Below are 21,936 nucleotides of genomic sequence, written 5' to 3' on the forward strand. Positions count from 1 at the left end.
GTTAGAAGCGGATGTGCAGTGATACCCGGATTCCCCAGTCGGGGATGTTGTCAGTGTGATTCAGATAGTTAAGCCGCCAGATGGAGTCGATACGAATAAGCTGAAAGATATTTTCAATACCTGCAGATGCCTCCATGTAAGGCTCTTTCCCAATGCCTGTAAGTCCGTCTGGAAAAAGAATCTGACGGTGTTTTGTATCGCTGAGTTCGCCGTAAAGGATCTTAAAGCCACCGACTTCTCTTAATTTCAATGCCCGGAATAAGGGGATCTTATTCAGAAAGAAACCCTGAAAATGATGCTCAATAAATAAACTGGCATACTTATCACTTGCAAATTCATAATAATTCATCAGGTTAAAAGCATACAGATCATTGGTCAGCGTTTCGTTACCTTCATGAAGCTTCAATAAAGGAAACGGAACACTACCTAAAACCGTTCCCGCCTGCAAATAATAGAGTGTATAGCCAATAGGATTGATGGGAAGCTTGTCAAATATGTCAAGATGAATCCTGCCATAGATGTAATCAGTCTTATTCAGCCTGACACTGCCAATACCGGTATACACGTTAAATATCGGGCGTTTGCTTCCCAGGCTGATTCGTTGAAAATCACCCGGAATAAAGGTTTCCCCGATGGCAATGTGTGTATTGATACCAACTTCCTTATTATACAATGCTTTTGCTTCTGTACTGTCCGGTTCGTAAAACGGTACATTCCTTCCCGGACGAATATATTGCCATTTAAAAATACCTGTGGTATTCAAACCTGTAAACCATTCGTGCTGATACTGAACATCCAGCTGGTCAGTCAGGGTAAGTTTATTATTCGGGTTTCTGCTGATCAGCGATGACAGAAAGTTATCTTCCATAAAGGCATTCTGGCTTTTCCCAAGAAGCTGGTTGTCATGTTCAAAATGCATACTGAGTACTTTCATGGGCTGTTTATTAAAATAATAATACCCGCCCACACTGTATTTCATGTGATTGTCTTTAAAGCCATATGCAATGTAGCCATCCAGCCGTAGTTTTTCGTTAAATTCTTTTGTTGTACGACCACCAAGCCTTATTCTGTTGCCTTCTATCGGATTATAGCTGTACATATAAAAGTAAGGGCCAATTTCAAATTTGCCTAAATCCTTGTAGCCGAAAATAATAGTCTCCACGATTTCTGTTATGGATTTAAATTTAGGAACGTTCTGCAAAGAGTCCACCATATCATAGATGCCCTGTTCCCTGATGTTTAGTCGCTCCGGTCTTTCATTTGTCCAGTATTCCGGCGGATGGTGGAGGGCATCTTTTTCAACTTTTGTCTGAAACGGACTGGCCATTAAATCTTCCGGCGGTTCTGCGAATTCAAAATCCTGGTATACCGAGGTTTTTCGACCGATAATACCTATTGTTCTGTTTTTATTGTTTCCTTCCACATTAAAATCGGCCAGAATTTCTTCCTTCTCCGGAATGCACATGCTGTCTTTTAAAACATACATTTTGCGTATTTCCAGCTTATTTAAAAAATTGATGTTGGCCTTGGTTGAAATACTCATATCAATTTTGTAAACCGCAAAAAGGGAATCTATAACCCACATAGAGCCTTCAAATGCAGCTTCATGAGCCAGGCGGGGTTTGAAATCAATTTTATACAGCTTTAAATCTCCTGAATTAAGGCTATCTGCCAGGTAGTACCGGTAAAATAAATTCCACTGATCATTAATGGGAGAAATCAGGCCAATATTATCCACATTTATGAAATTTTTGTAGATATTGAAGTCCTGGTAAAATTTACCGGTGAACTGGGTAATTGTTTTAGTTCTGACACCCGATAAACGGTTTGCAAGGATTACTTCCTTTGATGCATTTTCTTCTTTTGAATGGTAGTATTTTGAAACGGATTCAGTTATAAATACAGGCAGGTATGGCACACTGTCATCCGGCAGTGTATCCAGGTTCTCAAACACAAATTCCATATCCTCCCAAAACTTCTTGTTTTTCTTTGGTTTGCCCAGATTTTTAAGATCGACTTCAAGTTTATTGTACACTTTACTTTGCCATGAAGGAAAGTTATCCGGATCATTTAAGGATTTATTCTGAATGATGTTTCTAAGAATTGGATGCGCCGGATTTTCACCGGGTAAAACACTCACTTCATTTAAAGAATAGACGTTTTCCTGTAGCGGAATGGTTACATGTTGTCCCGTATAGGGCCTGATAGGAATGACTCTGGTCGTATAGCCTACAGCCGAAATGGATAGCGTATCGAGCGTCCGGTAAGATGTAATTCTGAAATTTCCGTATTCATCAGAAGTTGTGCCTTCTGTTGTCCCTTTTAAAACAATGTTAGCGAAAGGAACCGGTTCACGTTTCGTATCTACAATAGTTCCGGATATTACGGTTTGACCCTTTAAGGATCCGGTCACCAGTAACAGCATCAACGATATGTAATACAGCAGTGATTTCATTTTGTTGTCAAGATACAAATATTGACTTTTATTAGGGAGTAATGCCGGTAGACTTTTAGATTTATTTTAACTCGATTGTATTTTTTCGGTATGTCGATAACGTAAATGTATTAAAAATACTTAAGTTTAAGACAATATAAACTTCTCTATCTTGCCTTCTCAGCCTTTTTTAACTATATTTGAGCAACGAAAACTCCCAATTATAACCCAATAAAATATTCAGATATGTTAAAAGAAAAAGTTGAAAAAATCTTAGTGAATCAGATAGGTAAAGAAGCATATTCATCTAATTTATATTTGGCAATGGCTTCCTGGGCCGAATGTAATGGATACCCCGGAATAGCACAGTGGATGTATGCCCAGTCAGGAGAGGAGCGTATGCACATGCTAAAGTTTGTTGGCTATATTAATGAGAGAGGGGGGAAGGCTGTTATTCCTGCAATTGAAGAACCTCCATCAGCTTTTAAAAATGTGACAGATCTGTTTAAGCAAACAATGGAGCATGAACAGTACATTTCAGAAGCGATTAACGAAATTGTTGCTGTCTGCAACGAAGAAAAGGATTTTTCAACGCATCAATGGGTGCAGTGGTTTGTAAATGAGCAGATTGAAGAAGAAGCCTCCGTGTCGAACATTCTCGACAGACTGAATCTGATCGGCGATAATGGTAACCTTTATCTTTTTGACAGAGATATCATGGGAATGAGAAATTCGGGTGGTGCTGAAGCCTGATAAAAAGAATAAAACGAGTGAGGTCTTCAGTTGAGAAGGCCTCTTTTTTTATCCGTTTATCTCGGTAAAAATTAGTAAATTGCTTAGATAAAACAAAGTATTCGTAACAATCTTAATCTTTAACAGATGAGGCAGGAGGATTATATTTTAAGGGAAATTCATAAAATTGGGGAACTGCTTCTCGCCATAATTGGAAAACTTCAGAAGAAACAGGATGTGGCTCAAATAAACAATGAACTGGATGAATTGACATCCCTTACTGATCTTTCTGTTGATGAACTGTTGCAACTGGAGCCCGGTAAAATGGTGCAGGTTCTGGAAAAACTGGAATCCTTTAACATAAGGAATATGGAATTGTTTGCACAGACCTTGTTCGAGATGCATGGATATTTTGATAAAAACAGAGCGAACATGATGCTGGAAAGGGCACTGTTTATTCTGGAATACCTTGAAGAACGGGAAAAAACATTTTCAATGTCCCGTCAGGATTTAATTGCTGCCATAAAAAAGGAATACGTATGATACAGAAATTGAAGGTTTATCAGGTTGATGCATTTACCAAAACTGTTTTCGGAGGAAATCCGGCATCGGTATGTGTATTGGATAAATGGTTGCCAGACCCGAAACTGCAACAGGTAGCAGCAGAGCATAATCAGCCTGAAACAGCATTTATTGTCAGGAAGGACAGGGTTTTTGAGATCAGATGGTTTACACCTACCTGTGAAGTGGATCTTTGTGGTCATGCCACTTTGGCTTCAGCCTATGTATTGTATAATGAATTAAATTATTCAGGAGAAAAAATTCATTTTGAAACAATAAATCGCGGAGATCTTTACGTGAAAAAACAAAATGGCATGTTTGAACTTGATTTTCCTGCTGACAGTCCGGAGGAAACATTTATGCCTTATGGTTTGATTGATGCCTTTGGCTATGAACCGTTGAATGTATTAAAAGGTAAGGATGATTATCTTGTTGTATTTGAAAGCGAAAAGCAGATTATAAATCTGAAACCTGATATGGATGCAGTAGCCTCCGTAGATGCAAGAGGCGTAATTTGCACCGCTCCCGGAACCGATGTAGATTTTGTATCCAGGTTTTTCGGGCCTCAGTCAGGAATTGATGAAGATCCGGTAACAGGATCAGCACATACCACACTTACACCATACTGGGTTGATAAGCTCGGAAAAACAAAGCTTACAGCCAGACAGCTATCTGCAAGAAAGGGCTATCTGGAAGTTGAACTTGCCGATACAAGGGTGAAAATCTCCGGATCAGCGGTGCTCTATATGAAAGGAGAAATTATGCTTTGACTTACCCCTTATACCTGAGCCATTTAAAAATTTCCTTGTAGCTTACTTTTTTACCATACATCAGTATGCCCGTTCTGTAAATGCGTGCTGCGACCCAGATCATTCCGATAAATGTTAGAATAAGCAGGGATACAGAAACCAGCAGTTGCCATAATGGTACTTCAAAAGGAATTCGAACCATCATAACGATCGGTGAAGTAAAAGGAATTAATGAACACCAGAACGCGAGAGGGCCATGCGGATTGTTAATGGCGCTTATGGCAACATAAAGGGCAAATACCATAGGAATGGTAACCGGAAGCATAAACTGTTGTGTGTCAGTATCGTTATCTACAGCTGATCCTATAGCCGCAAACAGTGCTGCGTACAGGAGATAACCACCAATAAAGTAAACGATGAAGAAAGATAATATCTGATAGAGATTAAACGAATAAATCTTACTCATAAACCTGACAACATCAGCACCCGCACCCTGCGGCATTTCCTGAGCTGCATTCAGTAATTGCATCTGGGTATTGCCATCATGGGGCATATCAGGTAGTATCAATAATCTTATTACTGAAATCAAAACTCCCGATAAAATTACCCACAGTAAAAACTGGGTCAGTGCAACAAGAGCGAGTCCTATAACTTTACCCATCATCAGCTGGAAGGGCTTAACAGATGAGACAATTACTTCAACAATCCTGTTCGTTTTTTCTTCGATTACACCACGCATGACCTGTACGCCATACATAAAAATGAACATGTAAATAATAAATGCTGAAATATAGCCAATTACCATTGCCAGTTCTGTGGATGATTCACGGGCTTTTCCATCTTTTCCCCATTTAATGGATGTTATATTTACACCTTTATTCAGATCTGCCAGGATATTATCAATATTCGCTATGTTATATTCTTTTTTCTTTTCTTCCCGTATGTAATTTTTTAAATCTTTTCCTATCATCCCTTGTATGTCAAGACTTACCTGCTTATTTGAATAAATAAATATAGAATCCGGATGTTTCTCAAGATCAGCAGTAATACTTAAAATGGCATAGTACCCTTTATTATTGAATTCTGATTCAAGGGTTTTTATATTATTCTGGGTATATTCAAATTTTACATAATCCTGATCGTGTAAAACATTGCTGTATAAACCGGTTTGATCAGAAACAGCAATAACCTTAAGTGACTCATCTTTCATGGTCTGGCTCAGTATAACCGGGACTAATACTAATGCAGCAAACAAAAGCGGAGTTAAAAAAGTCATGATAATAAAAGACTTCTTTTTTACTCTGGTCAGGTATTCTCTTTGGATAATAAGTGATGTTTTGCTCATAATTTATTCTTTTTCGTAAGCTTCCACTATTTTTTGAACCAATCTGTGGCGTACTATATCTTTCGCATTAAATGTAATTCTTTTAATTCCTTCAATATCCTTGAGTATTTGCATAGCCTGAACCAAACCGCTGTCCTGTCTTGAGGGTAAATCAATCTGTGTTACGTCACCGGTTACAATAAACTTAGCATTTCTGCCCATTCGGGTCAGAAACATTTTCAGTTGATTTCGGGTTGTGTTCTGGGCTTCATCCAGTATAACTATTGCATCATTCAGAGTGCGACCTCTCATGTAAGCCAAAGGGGCAATCTGTATCGTTTCATTTTCTGTATATTCTTTAAGTTTTGTTGCCGGTATCATATCTTTCAGAGCATCGTATAAAGGCTGAAGGTATGGATCAATTTTTTCTTTGAGATCACCGGGCAGAAAACCAAGTCTCTCGCCGGCTTCTACCGCCGGGCGGGATAGAATAATTTTTCTTATTTCTTTATTTTTTAATGCTCTGGCGGCTAAGGCAATGGCAGTATATGTTTTCCCCGATCCGGCTGGTCCGATTGCAAAAAGAAGGTCGTTATGGTAAAAAGCATCAACAAATTTCTTCTGATTGGGTGTTCTTGCAACAATAGGACGTCCGCTTGTACTGTAAAGAATAGCATCAGCAGGAATGCTTTCGTATATTTTATTTTCTAGAATTATTTCCCGTATAGTCTTTTCCGTCAGCTGATTATATTGGATAGTATACTTAATAAGATCATTAATTTTCTCTTCAAATTCCGCAACTACCTCTTCACTGCCATTGGCTTTAATAATGCTTCCTCTGGCCACAATTCTTAATTTCGGATATAAAGCTTTTATGATATCCAGGTTTGCATTATTCGCACCATAAAAAGTTACAGGGTCAATATCTTCAAGTACTATGATTCGCTCCATAAATTTGATTGAAACACAAATTTATAAAAATAAGGATACAATGCTTTATGAAAAGTAAAGTTGCTTTAATTATCGGTATAAAATAAAAGAGCCGTGACACATTAGACACGGCTCTTTGTATATTGATGTTGTTGATTTACTTGTAAGCATCCTTATGCACATTTTTTACTGCACGTCCTGATGGATCAGCCAGGTTTTTGAATGATTCATCCCATGCCAGTGCTTCTGCTGTACTGCAGGCTACTGAAGGTACCGAAGGTACACATCTGGCTGCTGCATCAGATGGGAAATGTTCGGTAAAGATGGTCCTGTAGTAATACTCCTCTTTATTCATAGGAGGATTAATCGGAAAACGATATTTAGCTGTTGCCATTTCCTCATCAGAGACCTTTTGGTTCACCATCTCTTTCAGACTGTCGATCCAGCTGTAGCCAACACCATCGGAGAATTGTTCTTTCTGACGCCATGCTACACTTGAAGGAAGGTAATCTTCAAATGCTTTCCTGATGACCCATTTTTCCATTCTCTCAGGAGTAATCATTTTATCCTGTGGATTCAGTCGCATAGCGACATCCAGGAATTCTTTATCCAGAAACGGAACTCTGCCTTCAACACCCCAGGCAGCAAGAGCTTTATTTGCTCTTAGACAGTCATAAAGATGAAGTTTACTTAATTTCCGAATGGTTTCTTCATGAAATTCTTTAGCATTTGGTGCTTTATGAAAATAGAGATAGCCACCAAATATTTCATCAGCACCTTCTCCTGACAAAACCATTTTTATTCCCATTGATTTTATTACTCTTGCCAGAAGATACATTGGGGTTGCTGCTCTGATCGTTGTCACGTCATACGTTTCAAGATGATATACGACATCCCTGATGGCATCAATCCCTTCCTGAATTGTGAAGTTTATCTCATGATGCACAGTTCCAATATGATCTGCCACTTTTTTTGCTGCTTCAAGGTCAGGAGATCCTTCCAATCCTACAGCAAAAGAGTGAAGTCTTGGCCACCAGGCTTCTTCCTTATCATCTGTATCTACCCTGGTACTGCTGAACTTTTTGGCTAACGCTGAAGTGACAGAAGAGTCAAGACCTCCGGAAAGTAAAACACCATAAGGTACATCAGACATTAATTGTTTGTGAACTGCAGCTTCAAGGGCATCCCTTAAATCATCAATTGAAGTTGGATTATCTTTTACATTATCATATTCAAACCAATCCCTGGTGTACCAACGTTGAAATTCATTACCGTCCTGGCTGTATAAGAGATGTCCGGGAAGAAAAACTTCTATATTATTGCAGTAACCTTCGAGTGCTTTCAGTTCAGATGCCACATAGAAATTGCCAAATTTGTCCCAACCTCTGTACATGGGAATAACACCAATTTGATCCCTCGCTGCCAGATAAATATCTTTTTCAGAATCATATAATGCAAATGCAAAAATACCACTCAAATCTTCAAGGAAATCTTTTCCCTTATCAAGGTAAAGTGGAATGATAACTTCGCAATCACTGTTCGTCTGAAAATCATACTTTCCTTCGTATTGTTTTCTGATCTCTTTGTGATTATAAATTTCACCGTTAACAGCCAGTATTATCCTGTTATCTGGCGAGAACAACGGTTGTTTTCCAGACTGAGGATCAACAATAGATAAGCGTTCATGTGCCAGTACCGCTTTATCTCCACAATATATTCCTGACCAGTCGGGTCCACGGTGACGAATCTTTTTTGACATTTCCAAAACCTGAGGTCTTAAGCCTGACACCTCAACTTTTACATCAAACACTCCAACAATTCCACACATAATGTTTATTCTTTTCTGTAATTAATATCTTTTGTCATGTACTCCGATGCAAATATATACAAATAGTTTTCAAATACATCGATGTTCTTACAAAAAAGTATTAAATATAGAATAATGATATCAAAAAGTGTATTTATAATGATTTTGTATAATTGTAGAATAAAACCATTGCCCTTGCGCTTAAGCAGGTGTGCTTTATTAAAACTAACTATTTTAATTGAATGGGTGTGATTTTTCTGGGGTCACAATTTGAATTGTAATTAATTTTGGCAGTGCCCCCTGTTTTTAGTATTACTGACCGTAGGAATTTATATTTTTCGAAAAATTTAAAAATCCATATGATATCTGACATTTTGATAGGTCTATTCTGTCAGATTCTTATATTTAAGAAGTGCGTCTTTCCAATGTGAAATTTTAATGGAATAATTCTGTTTAATTTTAGCTTTATTCATCACAGAGTAAAAAGGTCGTGGTGCCTTCTGAGGATACATATCGGAAGTAATGGGTTCGACATCGCAATCGATGTTCCATAGTTTCATTATTTCTATAGCAAAGTCATACCAACTGCAAACTCCTTCATTGGAAAAATGGTAGATGCCGCTTTTCCAGTTGCTTTTTTTTTCTTCAGTCTGAGAAATAATGGTTAAAATAATATCTGCCAGATCATATGCATGAGTCGGCGTTCCAATCTGATCAAAAACAACGGATATTTTATTACGTTCGCTACCGATTTTTTGCATCACCTTTACAAAATTATGTCCAAACCTTGAATATAACCAAGATGTTCTCAAAACGATGCTTTCGGAATTATTCATCAAAACCTGTAACTCCCCGTTTAACTTGGTTTTGCCATAAACGGAATTGGGACTGGTTTCATCATTTTCAGTGTATGGAGTATGGTTTTTACCCTCAAAAACGTAATCTGTAGAAATATGAATCAGTTTGATATCGTGGTTTTTACATGCCTTAGCTAAATAACCAGGAGCATACGCATTTAAAAGACTTGCTTTTTCAAATTCATCTTCGGCCTTATCAACAGCTGTGTATGCAGCGCAATTGACAAGGTAATTAAATGGCCCTTTTTTCTTTATGTAAGTCTCTATTGCTTCTGCTGATGTAATATCCAGCTCTTCAACATCGGTAAAAACAAACTTCCAACTTTTAAATTCCTTTACTCTGCTTTTTAGTTCTGATCCAAGTTGTCCGTTTGAACCTGTTACAAGAATTTTCATATTTCAGACATGTTTAAAAATTAAATTCAGCATCAGAAAAAACTGGTGCAATGCTATCCTTAGGGCTAAGTATTGCATTCACGGGATCTGTTTTCCAATCAATATCTAATGCTTTATCAAAGGGATGTATGCCTCTTTCACTTGCAGGATGATAAATATTATCACATTTGTAGGCAAAAACAGCTTTATCACTTAGGACTGCAAAGCCATGAGCGAAACCTCTTGGAACAAAAAACATGAGTTTGTTTTCTTCAGTAAGTTCAACCGAGTGCCACTGTCCAAATGTTGGACTGTTTTTTCTTAAATCTACAGCAACATCCAATACTGAACCGGATAAAACTCTCACCAATTTTGCCTGTGAATAGGGCGCAAGCTGATAGTGTAACCCTCTCACTACACCTTTGGATGATTGTGATTCATTATCCTGAACAAATTCATTCTCAATTCCAGCAGCATTAAAGCTCTTTTTATTCCATGATTCGTAAAAGTAGCCTCTTTCGTCTTTAAATATTCTGGGTTGAATTATTAGCAAATCCGGAATCGGTGTTTTTATAATTTCCATTATCTGTTGGATTCTATAGTATAGTTATTAGCGACATCCATTAAGTACTTGCCATAGTGATTCTTTATTAATGGTTTAGCAAGTTCAATAAGTTTTTCTTTGCTTATAAATCCTCTTTTATATGCAATTTCTTCAATACAGGAAACCATTAATCCCTGTCTGTTTTGTATCGTAGAAATAAAATTAGATGCTTGCAGCAAACTATCGTGGGTGCCGGTGTCAAGCCAGGTCATGCCACGTCCCATTAGTTCAACAGATAGTCTGCCTTCGTTCAGATAAAGTTTGTTTAAATCTGTAATTTCCAGTTCTCCTCTTTTTGAAGGCTTCAAGTTTTTAGCTTTTTCAACTACATCGTTGCTGTAGAAATAAAGTCCTGTAACAGCATAATGAGATTTTGGTTTCTCCGGTTTTTCTTCAATACTGAGCACGCTTCCTGCATCATCAAATTCAACTACCCCATACCGTTCAGGATCATGAACATAATAACCGAAAACAACAGCTCCATCTTCAAGAATTGCTGAATTCTGCAATTTGCCACTGAAGTTGTAGCCATAAAATATGTTGTCACCTAAAATCAAACAAACACTGTCAGTGCCAATAAACTCTTCTCCAATAATGAATGCCTGTGCCAATCCATCCGGTGATGGTTGCTCCGCGTATTCCAGTGATAATCCATAATCAGATCCATCACCAAAAAGATTCTTGTACAGCGGAAGATCATGCGGTGTAGAAATGATTAGAACTTCACGAATACCTGCAAGCATCAAAACCGAAAGCGGATAGTAAATCATAGGTTTATCATAAACAGGTATTATTTGTTTGGATATGGATTTGGTTATCGGATATAACCTGGTTCCTGAACCACCGGCAAGAATTATACCTTTCATAAATAGTTAGTTTATTAGGTTACTAAATTATTTAAATCTCTTTTAATAACGAACAACTCAAAAAAATGTTGGAGTTCTTCTTTTTACATGTCCTGTATTTTAATAATTTTGTTTAGTTTGGATTCGCGACAGGGGTTGACTTCCGATGTTGTAATAATCAAAACCATGTTCAATTACTTCCTGAGGTGTATATATATTTCTACCGTCAAATATTACTTTCCCATTCATCAATTTATTTAACACCGGGTAATTCAACACCCGGAATTCGCTCCATTCTGTAACAAGAACCATGGCATCAGCATCTACAAGAACATCGTACGATTCTTTACCATAGGTAATTTTATCACCGAATTCTTTTTTTGTTTCTTCTATTGCCACCGGATCATAGGCTGCTACTTCTGCACCAAGTTTTAATAGCTCCCTGATGATCACGAACGCCGGTGCTTCACGTGTGTCATTGGTATTTGGTTTGAACGCTAATCCCCAGATTGCAATTTTTTTCCCCTTAATGTCACCTTTGAAGTATGATTTTATTTTATCGACAATAATAAATTTTTGTCTGTTATTAACGGTTTCAACCGCTTTTAGAACTTCAAGCGAATAATTGTTTTCACTTGCAGTTTTAATCAGAGCTTTTACGTCTTTCGGGAAGCAGGATCCTCCAAAACCTACTCCTGGGTAGATAAATTTATTCCCTATTCTGGGATCCGCAGCAATTCCCTGACGCACCATGCTTACATCTGCACCAACAATTTCACACAAATTCGCAATATCGTTCATGAAACTGATTTTTGTAGCCAACATAGCATTTGCCGCATATTTTGTCATTTCCGCAGATGGAATATCCATGGTTATGATGCGATGTCCACTAAGCATAAATGGATGATAAACCCGTTTTAATATTTTTACTGCCTGTTCACTTTCGACACCCAAAACTATTCTGTCCGGTTTCAGGAAATCCTCAACAGCATTTCCCTCTTTTAAAAACTCAGGATTCGATGCAACATCAAATGTGATGTCTGAATTTCTTGCATCCAATTCCTTTTGTACAGCAGCCTTTACCTTTAGTGATGTTCCAATCGGAACAGTGCTTTTGGTAACCACAACTGCATAATTCTTCAAATGTTGTCCGATTTCACCTGCAACAGCAAGGACATAACTTAAGTCTGCACTTCCGTCTTCTCCAGGAGGTGTGCCTACTGCAATAAATATGGCATCAGCATCTTTTATTCCTTCAGCAAGATTTGTAGAAAAATGAAGACGGTCTTTTTCATAATTGTTTTTAACCAGCCGGTCTAAGCCAGGTTCGTAGATCGGAATAATTCCCTGTTTTAACCGTTCTATTTTATTTTTGTCAATGTCGATACATGCAACCTGAATGCCTGTTTCAGATAAGCAGGTTCCTGTTACCAAACCCACGTATCCGGTCCCAATTACCGCAACCTTCATATTTTTATTTAGATTAAAATTTTAAGTTCAGAGGCAAATTTAAAATTATTATGTTATTTAACCTATTTTATTTTAAGGAGTGAAAACACGTAATATATTTCTAATTATTGATTATTTTTGATCAATAACCAAATCTGATCATATCATGAAGACAATCATTGAATTGTTTGAAACCTCCGTGAAAAAGTATGCAAGTAATCCTTTCCTGCATGAAAATATGGGTAAAGGATATGTCTCTCAATCATACCGTGAAATACACAATGAAGTTTATGTGCTGGCCGGAGGACTTATAGCTTCAGGATTTAAAAGAGGGGACCGGGCTTCCTTGTTGTCCGAAGGACGTAACTATTGGCTTATTTCAGAACTTGCTGTGTTATATGCCGGTGGTGTTAATGTCCCGCTTTCTGTAAAACTTGATGCGGAAAATGAGCTGTTTTTCAGAATTAAGCATTCCGGTAGTAAGTTTATTCTAACCAGCCGGCATCAGATCAGTAAACTAAGGGAAATTAAGGATAAACTATCGGATCTGGAGTTGATAATTGTTTTTGATAGTATTCCACTTGAGGAAAAAGAGGTATATATCGGCGATGTAATTACAAAAGGTAAAAGTTATCTGAAAAATCATGAAAAAGAGTTTGTTGCAATAAGAGATTCAATAAAGCCTCAGGATGTTGCAAATATTTCCTATACATCAGGAACAACTGCTGATCCCAAAGGAATTATGTTGTCTCAGCTTAATTATGCAGCGAACGTTGAACAGGCGTCAACCTTGATGTCCATTCCGGAAACGCACCGAACCCTGGCAATTTTACCTTGGGATCATGCTTTTGCCCATACAGCCTGTTTGTATGCTTTTATGTATTTCGGTGCCAGTATAGCGTCGGTTCAGACCGGTAAGACGCAGCTGGAAACACTAAAAAATGTATCGAAAAACATTAATGAAATAAAGCCACATATCATGATGAGTGTTCCGGCACTGGCCAAGAATTTCAGAAAGAATATAGAATCTGGAATAAAAGCAAAAGGAAAGGTTGTTACATCTCTTTTTCAAACCGGACTCAAAACCGCATACGCTTACAATGGTTTGGGATTTGATAAAGGTAGAGGTGCCAGAATGTTACTAAAACCATTAGTGAATTTATTTGACAAGATTGTATTTTCCAAGGTTCGTGAAGGGTTTGGTGGAAATCTCGAGTTTTTTATTGGTGGTGGCGCCCTTTTGGATATTGAATTACAGCGTTTTTTCTATGCTCTTGGAATACCCATGTTGCAGGGATATGGTTTAAGTGAAGCTTCTCCGATTATTTCAGCAAACTCTATGTTCAGACATAAGTTGGGATCATCAGGGTACTTAGTTAAAAATATGGAGCTCAGGATTGTGGATGATGAGGGACGCGAACTTCCGAATCATAAGAAAGGGGAAATATTGGTAAAAGGAGATAATGTGATGTTGGGATATTGGAATAACCCGACTGCTACAGCAGAAACACTTAAGAACGGATGGTTGCATACCGGTGACCTGGGTTATATGGATAATGATGGATTTCTTTATGTTTTTGGAAGGTTTAAAAGTCTGTTAATAAGTAGTGATGGTGAAAAATATAGTCCGGAGGGGATAGAAGAAGCCATTACTGATCATTCTCAATTCATTGATCAGGCAATGCTTCATAATAATCAGGATCCCTACACTGTAATGTTTCTTGTACCAAATAAGCAGATGGTGCTGGCATATTTAAAAGATAGATCACTGGATCCAAAAAACATCGAAGGGAGAAAAGAGGCATTAAAACTCCTGCAAAGTGAAGTAGATAAGTTTAAGCCGGGAGGTTCTATGCAAAATATGTTCCCTTCGCGCTGGTTACCGACGTCCATCGGTGTGTTATCTGAATCATTTAATGAAGAGAATAAACTCATGAACAGCACAATGAAAATCGTCAGAGCTAAGATCAATGAGCATTTTGGAAATGAATTGAAATACCTTTATACTCCTGAAGCAAAAAATATAATTAATTCCGTTAATTTAGATCATATGGAGAAATTTTTAGGATAATATTTAGTGCTTGAGCTCTGTATTGTAAATTTAAAGCTGTTATTCAGTCTAAAAAGGTTATAAATAGACTATTGAAACATGTTTGTAATACTCCTGTAATATACATGCAATATTTTTGAAAAAGCAACGAAACAACAATGAAACAAGAATTCCGGTCGACCGGATTATTTGGTGATTGAAAATTTAAAAATGATTGTCATGAAAAAGTTACAGGTAGTATTAGGATTATTATTAATCTTTTCTGCATACAGTTTTGCACAAAAGGTTTCAGGTGTTGTGTATTTCGTTGATGAACCGGTTAAAAATGCAAAAGTTGAGAATACCGTTAACGGCGAGCTGGTAAAAACAGATGTGAACGGGTATTTTGAAATTACAGCTGCTCCGGATGCATTGCTTAGTATTAAATATAAAGGTGTTAGTCAACATACGCAACTGGATGGGGTAGATGTATATAAAGATATCGTTCTTATTCCATCTGAAAAGAAATTCAAAAAGTTAATTGATAATTCACCTTCCGTAAAGAAATGTGAATTGTATCTTGCCAACTATCCTGAGGGTAAAAATGCAGTTCTCGTGAAGGATGTGCTTGAAAAAGAAGTCTTTATTTCTGCTTACGACAATGCTGTTGGTAACTTTAATCTTGAAGGACTCAATGCATATCTGTCATCTTATCCGAATGGAAGATTTGCAGCAAAAGCCAGTAAAACGATTGATATCGTTTCATGGCAAAAGGCAAAAAGCCAGGATACAATGGAGGCATACAATACATATCTGGAACAATTTCCAAACGGTGAAGCAGTATCATTAGCCAAAAGCAGAATGGCCATGCTGGATGAATAGTAAAACTGATACATAATATTATAGAGCCGTCATATTCTGACGGCTTTTTTTGTCATATTAATTTAATATGATTGAAATATATGTGTTGAAAGGTTGTAATGTCCATGGTATTTCTTTGTAGCATCAAAATGTAATGCATGAAGACAACAATTTTATTATTCTTTATTTTATTCTCAGTGACCGTTCTGGGTTCAAACAAACAGGAAAAATCCAATATATCAGGTGTTGTTTACGAAAATGTAAGAGGATACAAGATCCCATTATCCTTGGCCAGTATTCAGTGTAAAGGGACTACGATAGGTACTTTTTCCGAAAAAACAGGCGATTTTGAACTTGATCTTCCAGAAGGTAAATACACTGTGACTTTTTCATTTGCAGGGTATAAGCCGGTTAAGAAAGAATTGAAGATTAAAAAGAATAAAAAGATTTATCTTGAGGTTACTCTCGAGGATAATACAGGATTTGCTCAAAACTAAAGGGCTTTCAAAATACATTTTAATGGTGATCTCAATGGTCACCTTTTTTTATGGCATAAAAAATGGGTTGGTAAACTAATACCAACCCATTTTGTTTTAGTTCATTATTGTAAACCTTATTTAACTTCTTCAAAGTCAACATCGGTTACTTCATCGTCATTATCACCACCTTTCTGGCTGTTGCCTGAAGTTTGCTGATCAGCTCCGGGATTAGCCTGTCCCTGTGCACCCTGAGCCTGACTTGCATTGTACATTTCCTGCGATGCAGCCTGGAATACTGTATTCAATTCATTCATGGCAGAATCAATGGCTTCAATATCCTGAGACTTATGAGCTTCTTTTAGCTTGTTTAGTGCATCTTCAATAGGTTGCTTTTTATCTGCAGGCAACTTATCTCCGAATTCTTTAAGCTGTTTCTCTGTCTGGAAAATCATACTGTCGGCAGCATTAAGTTTGTCAATGCGTTCTTTTTCTTTTTTATCGGCATCAGCATTTGCAGAGGCTTCATCTTTCATCCGTCTTATTTCTTCGTCCGAAAGACCAGAAGAAGCTTCAATACGAATACTCTGTTCTTTGCCGGTACCTTTATCTTTAGCAGAAACATTCAGGATACCATTGGCATCAATATCGAATGTAACCTCAACCTGAGGTACACCACGTGGGGCTGGTGGAATGCCATCCAGGTGAAAACGTCCAATCGTTTTATTATCTCTTGCCATAGCACGTTCCCCCTGCAATACATGAATCTCAACCGAAGGCTGATTGTCTGCTGCGGTTGTGAATGTTTCGGTCTTCTTGGTTGGAATAGTAGTATTGGCTTCAATAAGTTTAGTCATTACACTACCCATTGTTTCTATACCAAGAGATAATGGTGTTACATCCAAAAGAAGTACGTCTTTTACTTCTCCGGTCAAAACACCTCCCTGAATTGCAGCACCAACAGCAACAACCTCGTCCGGATTAACGCCTTTTGACGGCTCTTTTCCAAACAATTCTTTTACTTTGGCCTGAACTGCCGGAATACGGGTTGAACCACCAACCAGAATAACTTCATCAATATCCGAGGCAGATAACCCGGCGTTCTTTAATGCTTTTTTACATGGATCAACTGTGGCCTGGATCAAAGAATCTGATAGCTGTTCAAATTTAGCTCTGGAAAGACTTCTTACCAGGTGCTTTGGTATACCGTTTACCGGCATAATATATGGCAGGTTGATTTCTGTTTGCGTTGAACTTGACAGCTCAATTTTTGCTTTTTCAGCAGCTTCTTTCAGACGTTGTAAAGCCATCGGATCCTCACGTAAATCAATTCCTTCTTCTGCTTTGAACTCCGATGCCAGCCAGTCAATGATCACCTGGTCGAAGTCATCACCACCAAGATGCGTGTCACCGTCTGTTGATTTAACTTCAAAAACGCCATCGCCAAGTTCCAGAATTGAAATATCGAATGTACCACCTCCAAGGTCGAACACTGCAATTTTCATATCTTTGTCCTGTTTGTCAAGGCCGTATGCCAAAGAAGCAGCTGTAGGTTCATTTACAATCCTGCGTACATTTAAACCCGCAATTTCGCCTGCCTCTTTAGTCGCCTGACGTTGTGAGTCGCTAAAATATGCCGGAACAGTTATAACTGCATCTGTAACTTCCTGACCCAGATAATCCTCTGCCGTTTTTTTCATTTTCTGCAGAATAATAGCAGAAATTTCCTGTGGAGAATACATTCTTCCGTCAATATCTACACGTGGTGTATTGTTTTCTCCTTTTACAACCTTGTAAGATGATCGTTTAATTTCTTTTGTAACGTTGTCATAAGTTTCACCCATGAAACGTTTAATTGATGCGATAGTCTTTTGTGGATTTGTAATGGCCTGACGTTTTGCCGGATCCCCAACTTTGCGCTCGGAATTTTCAACAAAAGCTACCATTGATGGTGTTGTTCTTTTTCCTTCACTGTTTGGGATTACAACCGGCTCATTTCCTTCCATTACAGAAACACATGAGTTTGTTGTTCCAAGGTCGATTCCTATAATCTTTCCCATTTTTTATTTTTTTAGTGGTTAATATTCAAATTTACGCCACTATCAGGTCAAATGTTATGCCAAAAAAAGGAAGTGGATTTTAAGCTTGAAAATATGTCATAGATGCAATTATGGCTTCATTAAAATGCGTCAAATTGTCAATTTTGTTTTTAAAATTCAGTAAGGCATGACAACTTGGGAAACATATATGACATTGTAATTGGCTTCAAACAAATCGTCGAATCAGAACATTTGCATGTCATGCAGTTTTTTATAAATACCGTTTATTTTGATCAGGTCCTCATGTTTTCCCCGTTCTGCAATTTTACCTTCATGCATAACACAAATTTCATCAGCGTTTCGCACAGTAGATAATCGGTGTGCTATGACAATTGTAGTCCTGTTTTTCATCAGTTTTTCCAGTGCATCCTGAACTAATCGCTCCGATTCTGTATCAAGGGCAGAAGTTGCTTCATCAAGTATGAGAACGGGAGGGTTGGCAAGTACAGCACGTGCAATACTGATCCGTTGGCGCTGTCCTCCTGAAAGCTTACTTCCTCTGTCACCTATATTCGTGTGATAGCCATTTTCAGTCTCCATAATAAAATCATGGGCATTGGCTACTTTAGCTGCAGCAATCACATCTTCTTCACTGGCATCATCAAGTCCGAATGCAATATTATTAAAAAACGTATCATTAAATAGAATAGGATCCTGGTTTACGTTGCCCATAAGATGTCTTAATGATTTTACCTTAACATCCTTAATGTTGTGTCCATCAACGTAAATACCACCGTCTGTTACATCATAGAAGCGGGGAAGCAGGTCGACCAACGTGGTTTTTCCTGAACCTGACTGACCAACCAGAGCTACTGTTTTACCTTTAGGTATGGCAATACTCACATCATTTAAAACTAAATCTTTCTCGTATCTGAACCTGACATTCCGGTATTCAATTTTATCATGAAAACCGGTGAGTTCTTCAGCATTCTCTTTGTCAATAATATGTACATCTGTATTCAGAATCTCATCAATTCTTTCCATGCTGGCCAGGCCTTTCTGAATGGAATATAATCCTGTGGAAAAGGCCTTGGCCGGATTTATAATACTGTAAAATATAGCCAGATAAACAAGGAATTCTGAAGCTTCCAGTGAGCCCGTATTGGATAGTATGAGTTTGCCACCATACCATAGTACGATGATGATTACCATCGTTCCAAGAAGTTCACTTACCGGATGGGCAAGTTGTCGTTTTCGCATCAGACGTTTCTGAATTCTGAAATGTTTATTAACATTTTCCCTGAACCCTTTTTTGCTTTTTGATTCTGCATTAAATGCTTTTATTATTCTAAGGCCGGATAACGTTTCTTCAATATTGGACAGGATAACCCCCAACTGGATCTGGCCTTTGTTACTGGTCCTCTTTAGCGTTTTTCCAATACGACCAATAATTGATCCGCTGATTGGCAGCAATACAAAGACAAATATGGTGAGCTTCCAGCTCATGATGACCATAGCCCCCAAATAGATCAAAATGATAATCGGGTTTTTGAACATGATCTCTATGGAATTGAAAATTGAATTTTCAACCTCCTGAACGTCGCTCGACATTCGGGACATTATGTCACCCTTTTTCTTTTCACTAAAGAATCCAATGGGCAGGTTAATAATTTTTTTGTAAATCAAATCCCGAATATCTCTTGCCACACCTGCACGCATAGGTATTATTGTATACGCAGCAAGATATGCAAGTCCTGTTTTGAGAAGTGTAAATGTAATAAGTAAAATGCCGATTAAACCCAGTGCATAACTTTTACCCTTTACTTCAATCATATTACTGATAAAGTAGTAAAAGTTATTTTCAACTGCTTTGGTAAATGCCTGAAAACTTTCAAAAGAAATGGCCTTGTGTACATAACTTACCTCACTTATGCCAAACAAAATCTCCAGAATTGGCTTCATCATATAAAATGAGAATAATCCTGCAAATGTGCTCAGGATGGTGAGTACAATATTAAGTACTAAATTGGTTTTATAGGGTGGTATAAAACGTCGTAAGATTCTTAAAAAATCTCTCATATATTTTCAGTAGGTTGACCAGATTAAATACCGGTATAATTAAAAGGAGTGATTGCTTTCATCTTTATTTTCAATTCAGGTTCAATTTCAAGTGAATCAATAAAGGTATGAATGCTTTGCTCATTTATTACACTGTTTGTTCTTGTTAAATCCTTAAGTGCCTCATATGGATTAGGATAACCAATACTTCGCAAAATTGTTTGAATTGCTTCTGCAACTACAGCCCAGTTTTTATCAAGGTCTGCCCTCAATGCGGCTTCATTCAGAAGCAATTTACCTAATCCCTTTAATAAAGACTTAAATGCGATTAAGGTATGACCAAATGGCACGCCAATGTTTCGTAATACAGTTGAGTCGGTAAGATCGCGCTGCAATCTGGAAATAGGTAGTTTTAATGTTAAATGATCCAGAATAGCATTTGCAATTCCCAGGTTTCCTTCTGCATTTTCAAAATCAATCGGATTTACTTTATGGGGCATAGCCGACGAACCGATTTCTCCCTTTTTAATTTTTTGTTTGAAATAGTCCATGGAAATATAAGTCCATATATCCCTGCACAAATCGATAAGAATGGTATTGATGCGCTTCAGGTTATCCATAAATGCTCCAAGCTCATCATAGTTTGAAATCTGTGTCGTATACTGTTCCCTTTTCAGTCCCAGAGATTCTGAAACAAATTTATTTCCAAATCCTGTCCAGTTGATCTCAGGAAAAGATACTTTATGTGCATTAAAGTTCCCGGTAGCCCCTCCAAATTTGGCAGTAAAAGGTATTTGATTAAAATGCTCTACCTGACGTTCAAGCCTGTAAACAAATACCATAAGTTCCTTTCCCAGTTTTGTTGGTGATGCAGGTTGACCATGCGTTTTTGCAAGCATTGGAATGTCTTTCCATTTCTCTCCATCATCAGCAAGTACATTTATGACTTCAGATAGAAGGGGATAGTAAACATCATTGAATGCTTCTTTTACGGATAGTGGTACAGCTGTATTATTAATGTCCTGAGATGTAAGACCAAAATGGATAAATTCTTTGTAGCGGCTGAGCCCTGTTTTATCAAACTCTTCCTTTATAAAGTATTCTACCGCCTTAACATCATGGTTTGTAATGCTTTCAATATCTTTTATGCGCTGTGCATTTTCGAGTGAAAAATTGGAGATAATATTTTTCAAGGATGCAATATCTTCTGGCAATATATCTGATAGCTGTGGCAGTGGGAGTTCATATAAAGCAATAAAGTATCGTATTTCAACTTCCACCCTGTATTTAATCAGTGCAAATTCTGAAAAGTAATCTGTCAGCTCTTTCGTTTTACTGTGATATCTGCCGTCAATAGGGGATACTGCTGTTAAATCTGATAGCGTCATTTTTGGTTTATTTAATTGAACTGCAAAAATATCACAAATATTGTGTTTTTAAAATAGTGAAGGGATTACAGCTATTTAAGTACCTTAATATAGATTCAGAACATATGGATTTAAATATTTTCAGGTTTTTAACATGTGTGCTGCTAAACAACTCAGTTTTATTAAGTGTTATTAATGGTGTGTCATTTCTATGACGCATAGTTCATTTTATCTCTGATTTGAATTTATCAATCCTCTTTTTCTGCGGAAATGAAAAACATAGAAAATTATTTTATATGTTATACAACACAATTACAGGCAGTTAAGAAAAGGGTTTGGATTGGTGAAAAAAAAAGATTGGGAAAAGTTTGGATAATAGGGATAAAGATTGCTTTCTTTGCAGCCGCTTTTGGAAGGGGTAGAGGCCCTGGAATAGATG

The 21,936-nt window shown here is 37.5% G+C and carries 17 protein-coding genes; 6 read left to right on the forward strand and 11 right to left on the reverse strand.

The window, feature by feature from the left end; all coding sequences use genetic code 11:
- Position 1 precedes the first annotated feature (1 nt).
- Entirely contained in the window at positions 2 to 2,455 is a 2,454-nt protein-coding gene (locus ACE1EF_RS19145) for a DUF5686 and carboxypeptidase-like regulatory domain-containing protein (protein WP_375722315.1), read from the reverse strand.
- A gap of 225 nt (positions 2,456 to 2,680) precedes the next feature.
- Between ACE1EF_RS19145 and ACE1EF_RS19150 the strand changes: the two genes are divergently transcribed.
- From ACE1EF_RS19150 to ACE1EF_RS19160, 3 genes are all read left to right on the forward strand, one after another.
- Entirely contained in the window at positions 2,681 to 3,187 is a 507-nt protein-coding gene (locus ACE1EF_RS19150) for a ferritin (protein WP_375722316.1), read from the forward strand.
- A 126-nt stretch (positions 3,188 to 3,313) separates the two neighbouring features.
- Positions 3,314 to 3,709 carry a hypothetical protein gene (locus tag ACE1EF_RS19155; protein ID WP_375722317.1) on the forward strand — a complete coding sequence of 132 codons (396 nt, stop codon included), beginning with the start codon at positions 3,314 to 3,316 and terminating at the stop codon, positions 3,707 to 3,709.
- A complete protein-coding gene (locus ACE1EF_RS19160) occupies positions 3,706 to 4,497 on the forward strand; it encodes a PhzF family phenazine biosynthesis protein (protein WP_375722318.1) in 792 nt (263 codons plus the stop codon). Before ACE1EF_RS19155 ends, ACE1EF_RS19160 begins: the two co-directional genes overlap by 4 nt.
- Position 4,498: 1 nt before the next feature.
- Here ACE1EF_RS19160 and ACE1EF_RS19165 read toward each other — a convergent pair whose 3' ends face one another.
- The 7 genes from ACE1EF_RS19165 to ACE1EF_RS19195 all read right to left on the reverse strand — a co-directional run bounded on the left by ACE1EF_RS19165 (position 4,499) and on the right by ACE1EF_RS19195 (position 12,688).
- Positions 4,499 to 5,821, reverse strand: a complete 1,323-nt coding sequence (locus tag ACE1EF_RS19165; protein WP_375722319.1) for an ABC transporter permease — start codon at positions 5,819 to 5,821, stop codon at positions 4,499 to 4,501.
- A 3-nt stretch (positions 5,822 to 5,824) separates the two neighbouring features.
- Entirely contained in the window at positions 5,825 to 6,751 is a 927-nt protein-coding gene (locus tag ACE1EF_RS19170; RefSeq protein ID WP_375722320.1) for a PhoH family protein, read from the reverse strand.
- A gap of 136 nt (positions 6,752 to 6,887) precedes the next feature.
- The gene (gene asnB / locus ACE1EF_RS19175; protein WP_375722321.1) at positions 6,888 to 8,558 is read right to left on the reverse strand and encodes an asparagine synthase B; all 1,671 of its coding nucleotides are present in this window, start codon (positions 8,556 to 8,558) and stop codon (positions 6,888 to 6,890) included.
- A 362-nt stretch (positions 8,559 to 8,920) separates the two neighbouring features.
- Positions 8,921 to 9,790, reverse strand: a complete 870-nt coding sequence (gene rfbD / locus ACE1EF_RS19180; protein WP_375722322.1) for a dTDP-4-dehydrorhamnose reductase — start codon at positions 9,788 to 9,790, stop codon at positions 8,921 to 8,923.
- Between the two features lie 13 nt (positions 9,791 to 9,803).
- Positions 9,804 to 10,352, reverse strand: a complete 549-nt coding sequence (rfbC, locus tag ACE1EF_RS19185) for a dTDP-4-dehydrorhamnose 3,5-epimerase (RefSeq protein ID WP_375722323.1) — start codon at positions 10,350 to 10,352, stop codon at positions 9,804 to 9,806.
- The gene (rfbA, locus tag ACE1EF_RS19190; protein ID WP_375722324.1) at positions 10,352 to 11,239 is read right to left on the reverse strand and encodes a glucose-1-phosphate thymidylyltransferase RfbA; all 888 of its coding nucleotides are present in this window, start codon (positions 11,237 to 11,239) and stop codon (positions 10,352 to 10,354) included. The genes rfbC and rfbA overlap by 1 nt, the downstream gene beginning before the upstream one ends.
- A 99-nt stretch (positions 11,240 to 11,338) precedes the next feature.
- Positions 11,339 to 12,688, reverse strand: a complete 1,350-nt coding sequence (locus tag ACE1EF_RS19195) for a UDP-glucose dehydrogenase family protein (protein WP_375722325.1) — start codon at positions 12,686 to 12,688, stop codon at positions 11,339 to 11,341.
- A 145-nt stretch (positions 12,689 to 12,833) separates the two neighbouring features.
- On the opposite strand from ACE1EF_RS19195, the gene ACE1EF_RS19200 reads away from it, so the two are divergent.
- The 3 genes from ACE1EF_RS19200 (at position 12,834) to ACE1EF_RS19210 (ending at position 16,054) form a co-directional block, all read left to right on the forward strand.
- Positions 12,834 to 14,738, forward strand: coding sequence for an AMP-dependent synthetase/ligase (locus tag ACE1EF_RS19200; protein ID WP_375722326.1), 1,905 nt, complete (start codon positions 12,834 to 12,836; stop codon positions 14,736 to 14,738).
- A gap of 198 nt (positions 14,739 to 14,936) precedes the next feature.
- Positions 14,937 to 15,578, forward strand: coding sequence for a chalcone isomerase family protein (locus ACE1EF_RS19205; RefSeq protein WP_375722327.1), 642 nt, complete (start codon positions 14,937 to 14,939; stop codon positions 15,576 to 15,578).
- 137 nt (positions 15,579 to 15,715) lie between these two features.
- On the forward strand, positions 15,716 to 16,054 hold the full coding sequence (locus ACE1EF_RS19210) for a carboxypeptidase-like regulatory domain-containing protein (RefSeq protein ID WP_375722328.1): 339 nt from the start codon (positions 15,716 to 15,718) through the stop codon (positions 16,052 to 16,054).
- A gap of 116 nt (positions 16,055 to 16,170) precedes the next feature.
- On the opposite strand, the gene dnaK is transcribed toward ACE1EF_RS19210, so the two are convergent.
- From dnaK to purB, 3 genes are all read right to left on the reverse strand, one after another.
- Positions 16,171 to 18,093 carry a molecular chaperone DnaK gene (gene dnaK, locus ACE1EF_RS19215; RefSeq protein WP_375722329.1) on the reverse strand — a complete coding sequence of 641 codons (1,923 nt, stop codon included), beginning with the start codon at positions 18,091 to 18,093 and terminating at the stop codon, positions 16,171 to 16,173.
- A 222-nt stretch (positions 18,094 to 18,315) separates the two neighbouring features.
- Positions 18,316 to 20,151, reverse strand: a complete 1,836-nt coding sequence (locus ACE1EF_RS19220) for an ABC transporter ATP-binding protein (RefSeq protein ID WP_375722330.1) — start codon at positions 20,149 to 20,151, stop codon at positions 18,316 to 18,318.
- 23 nt (positions 20,152 to 20,174) lie between these two features.
- A complete protein-coding gene (gene purB, locus ACE1EF_RS19225; RefSeq protein WP_375722331.1) occupies positions 20,175 to 21,518 on the reverse strand; it encodes an adenylosuccinate lyase in 1,344 nt (447 codons plus the stop codon).
- Between the last annotated feature and the right edge of the window lie 418 nt (positions 21,519 to 21,936).

It is taken from the genome of Quyinboa sediminis (assembly GCF_042219855.1).
Lineage (GTDB): Bacteria > Bacteroidota > Bacteroidia > Bacteroidales > UBA5342 > JBHJHP01.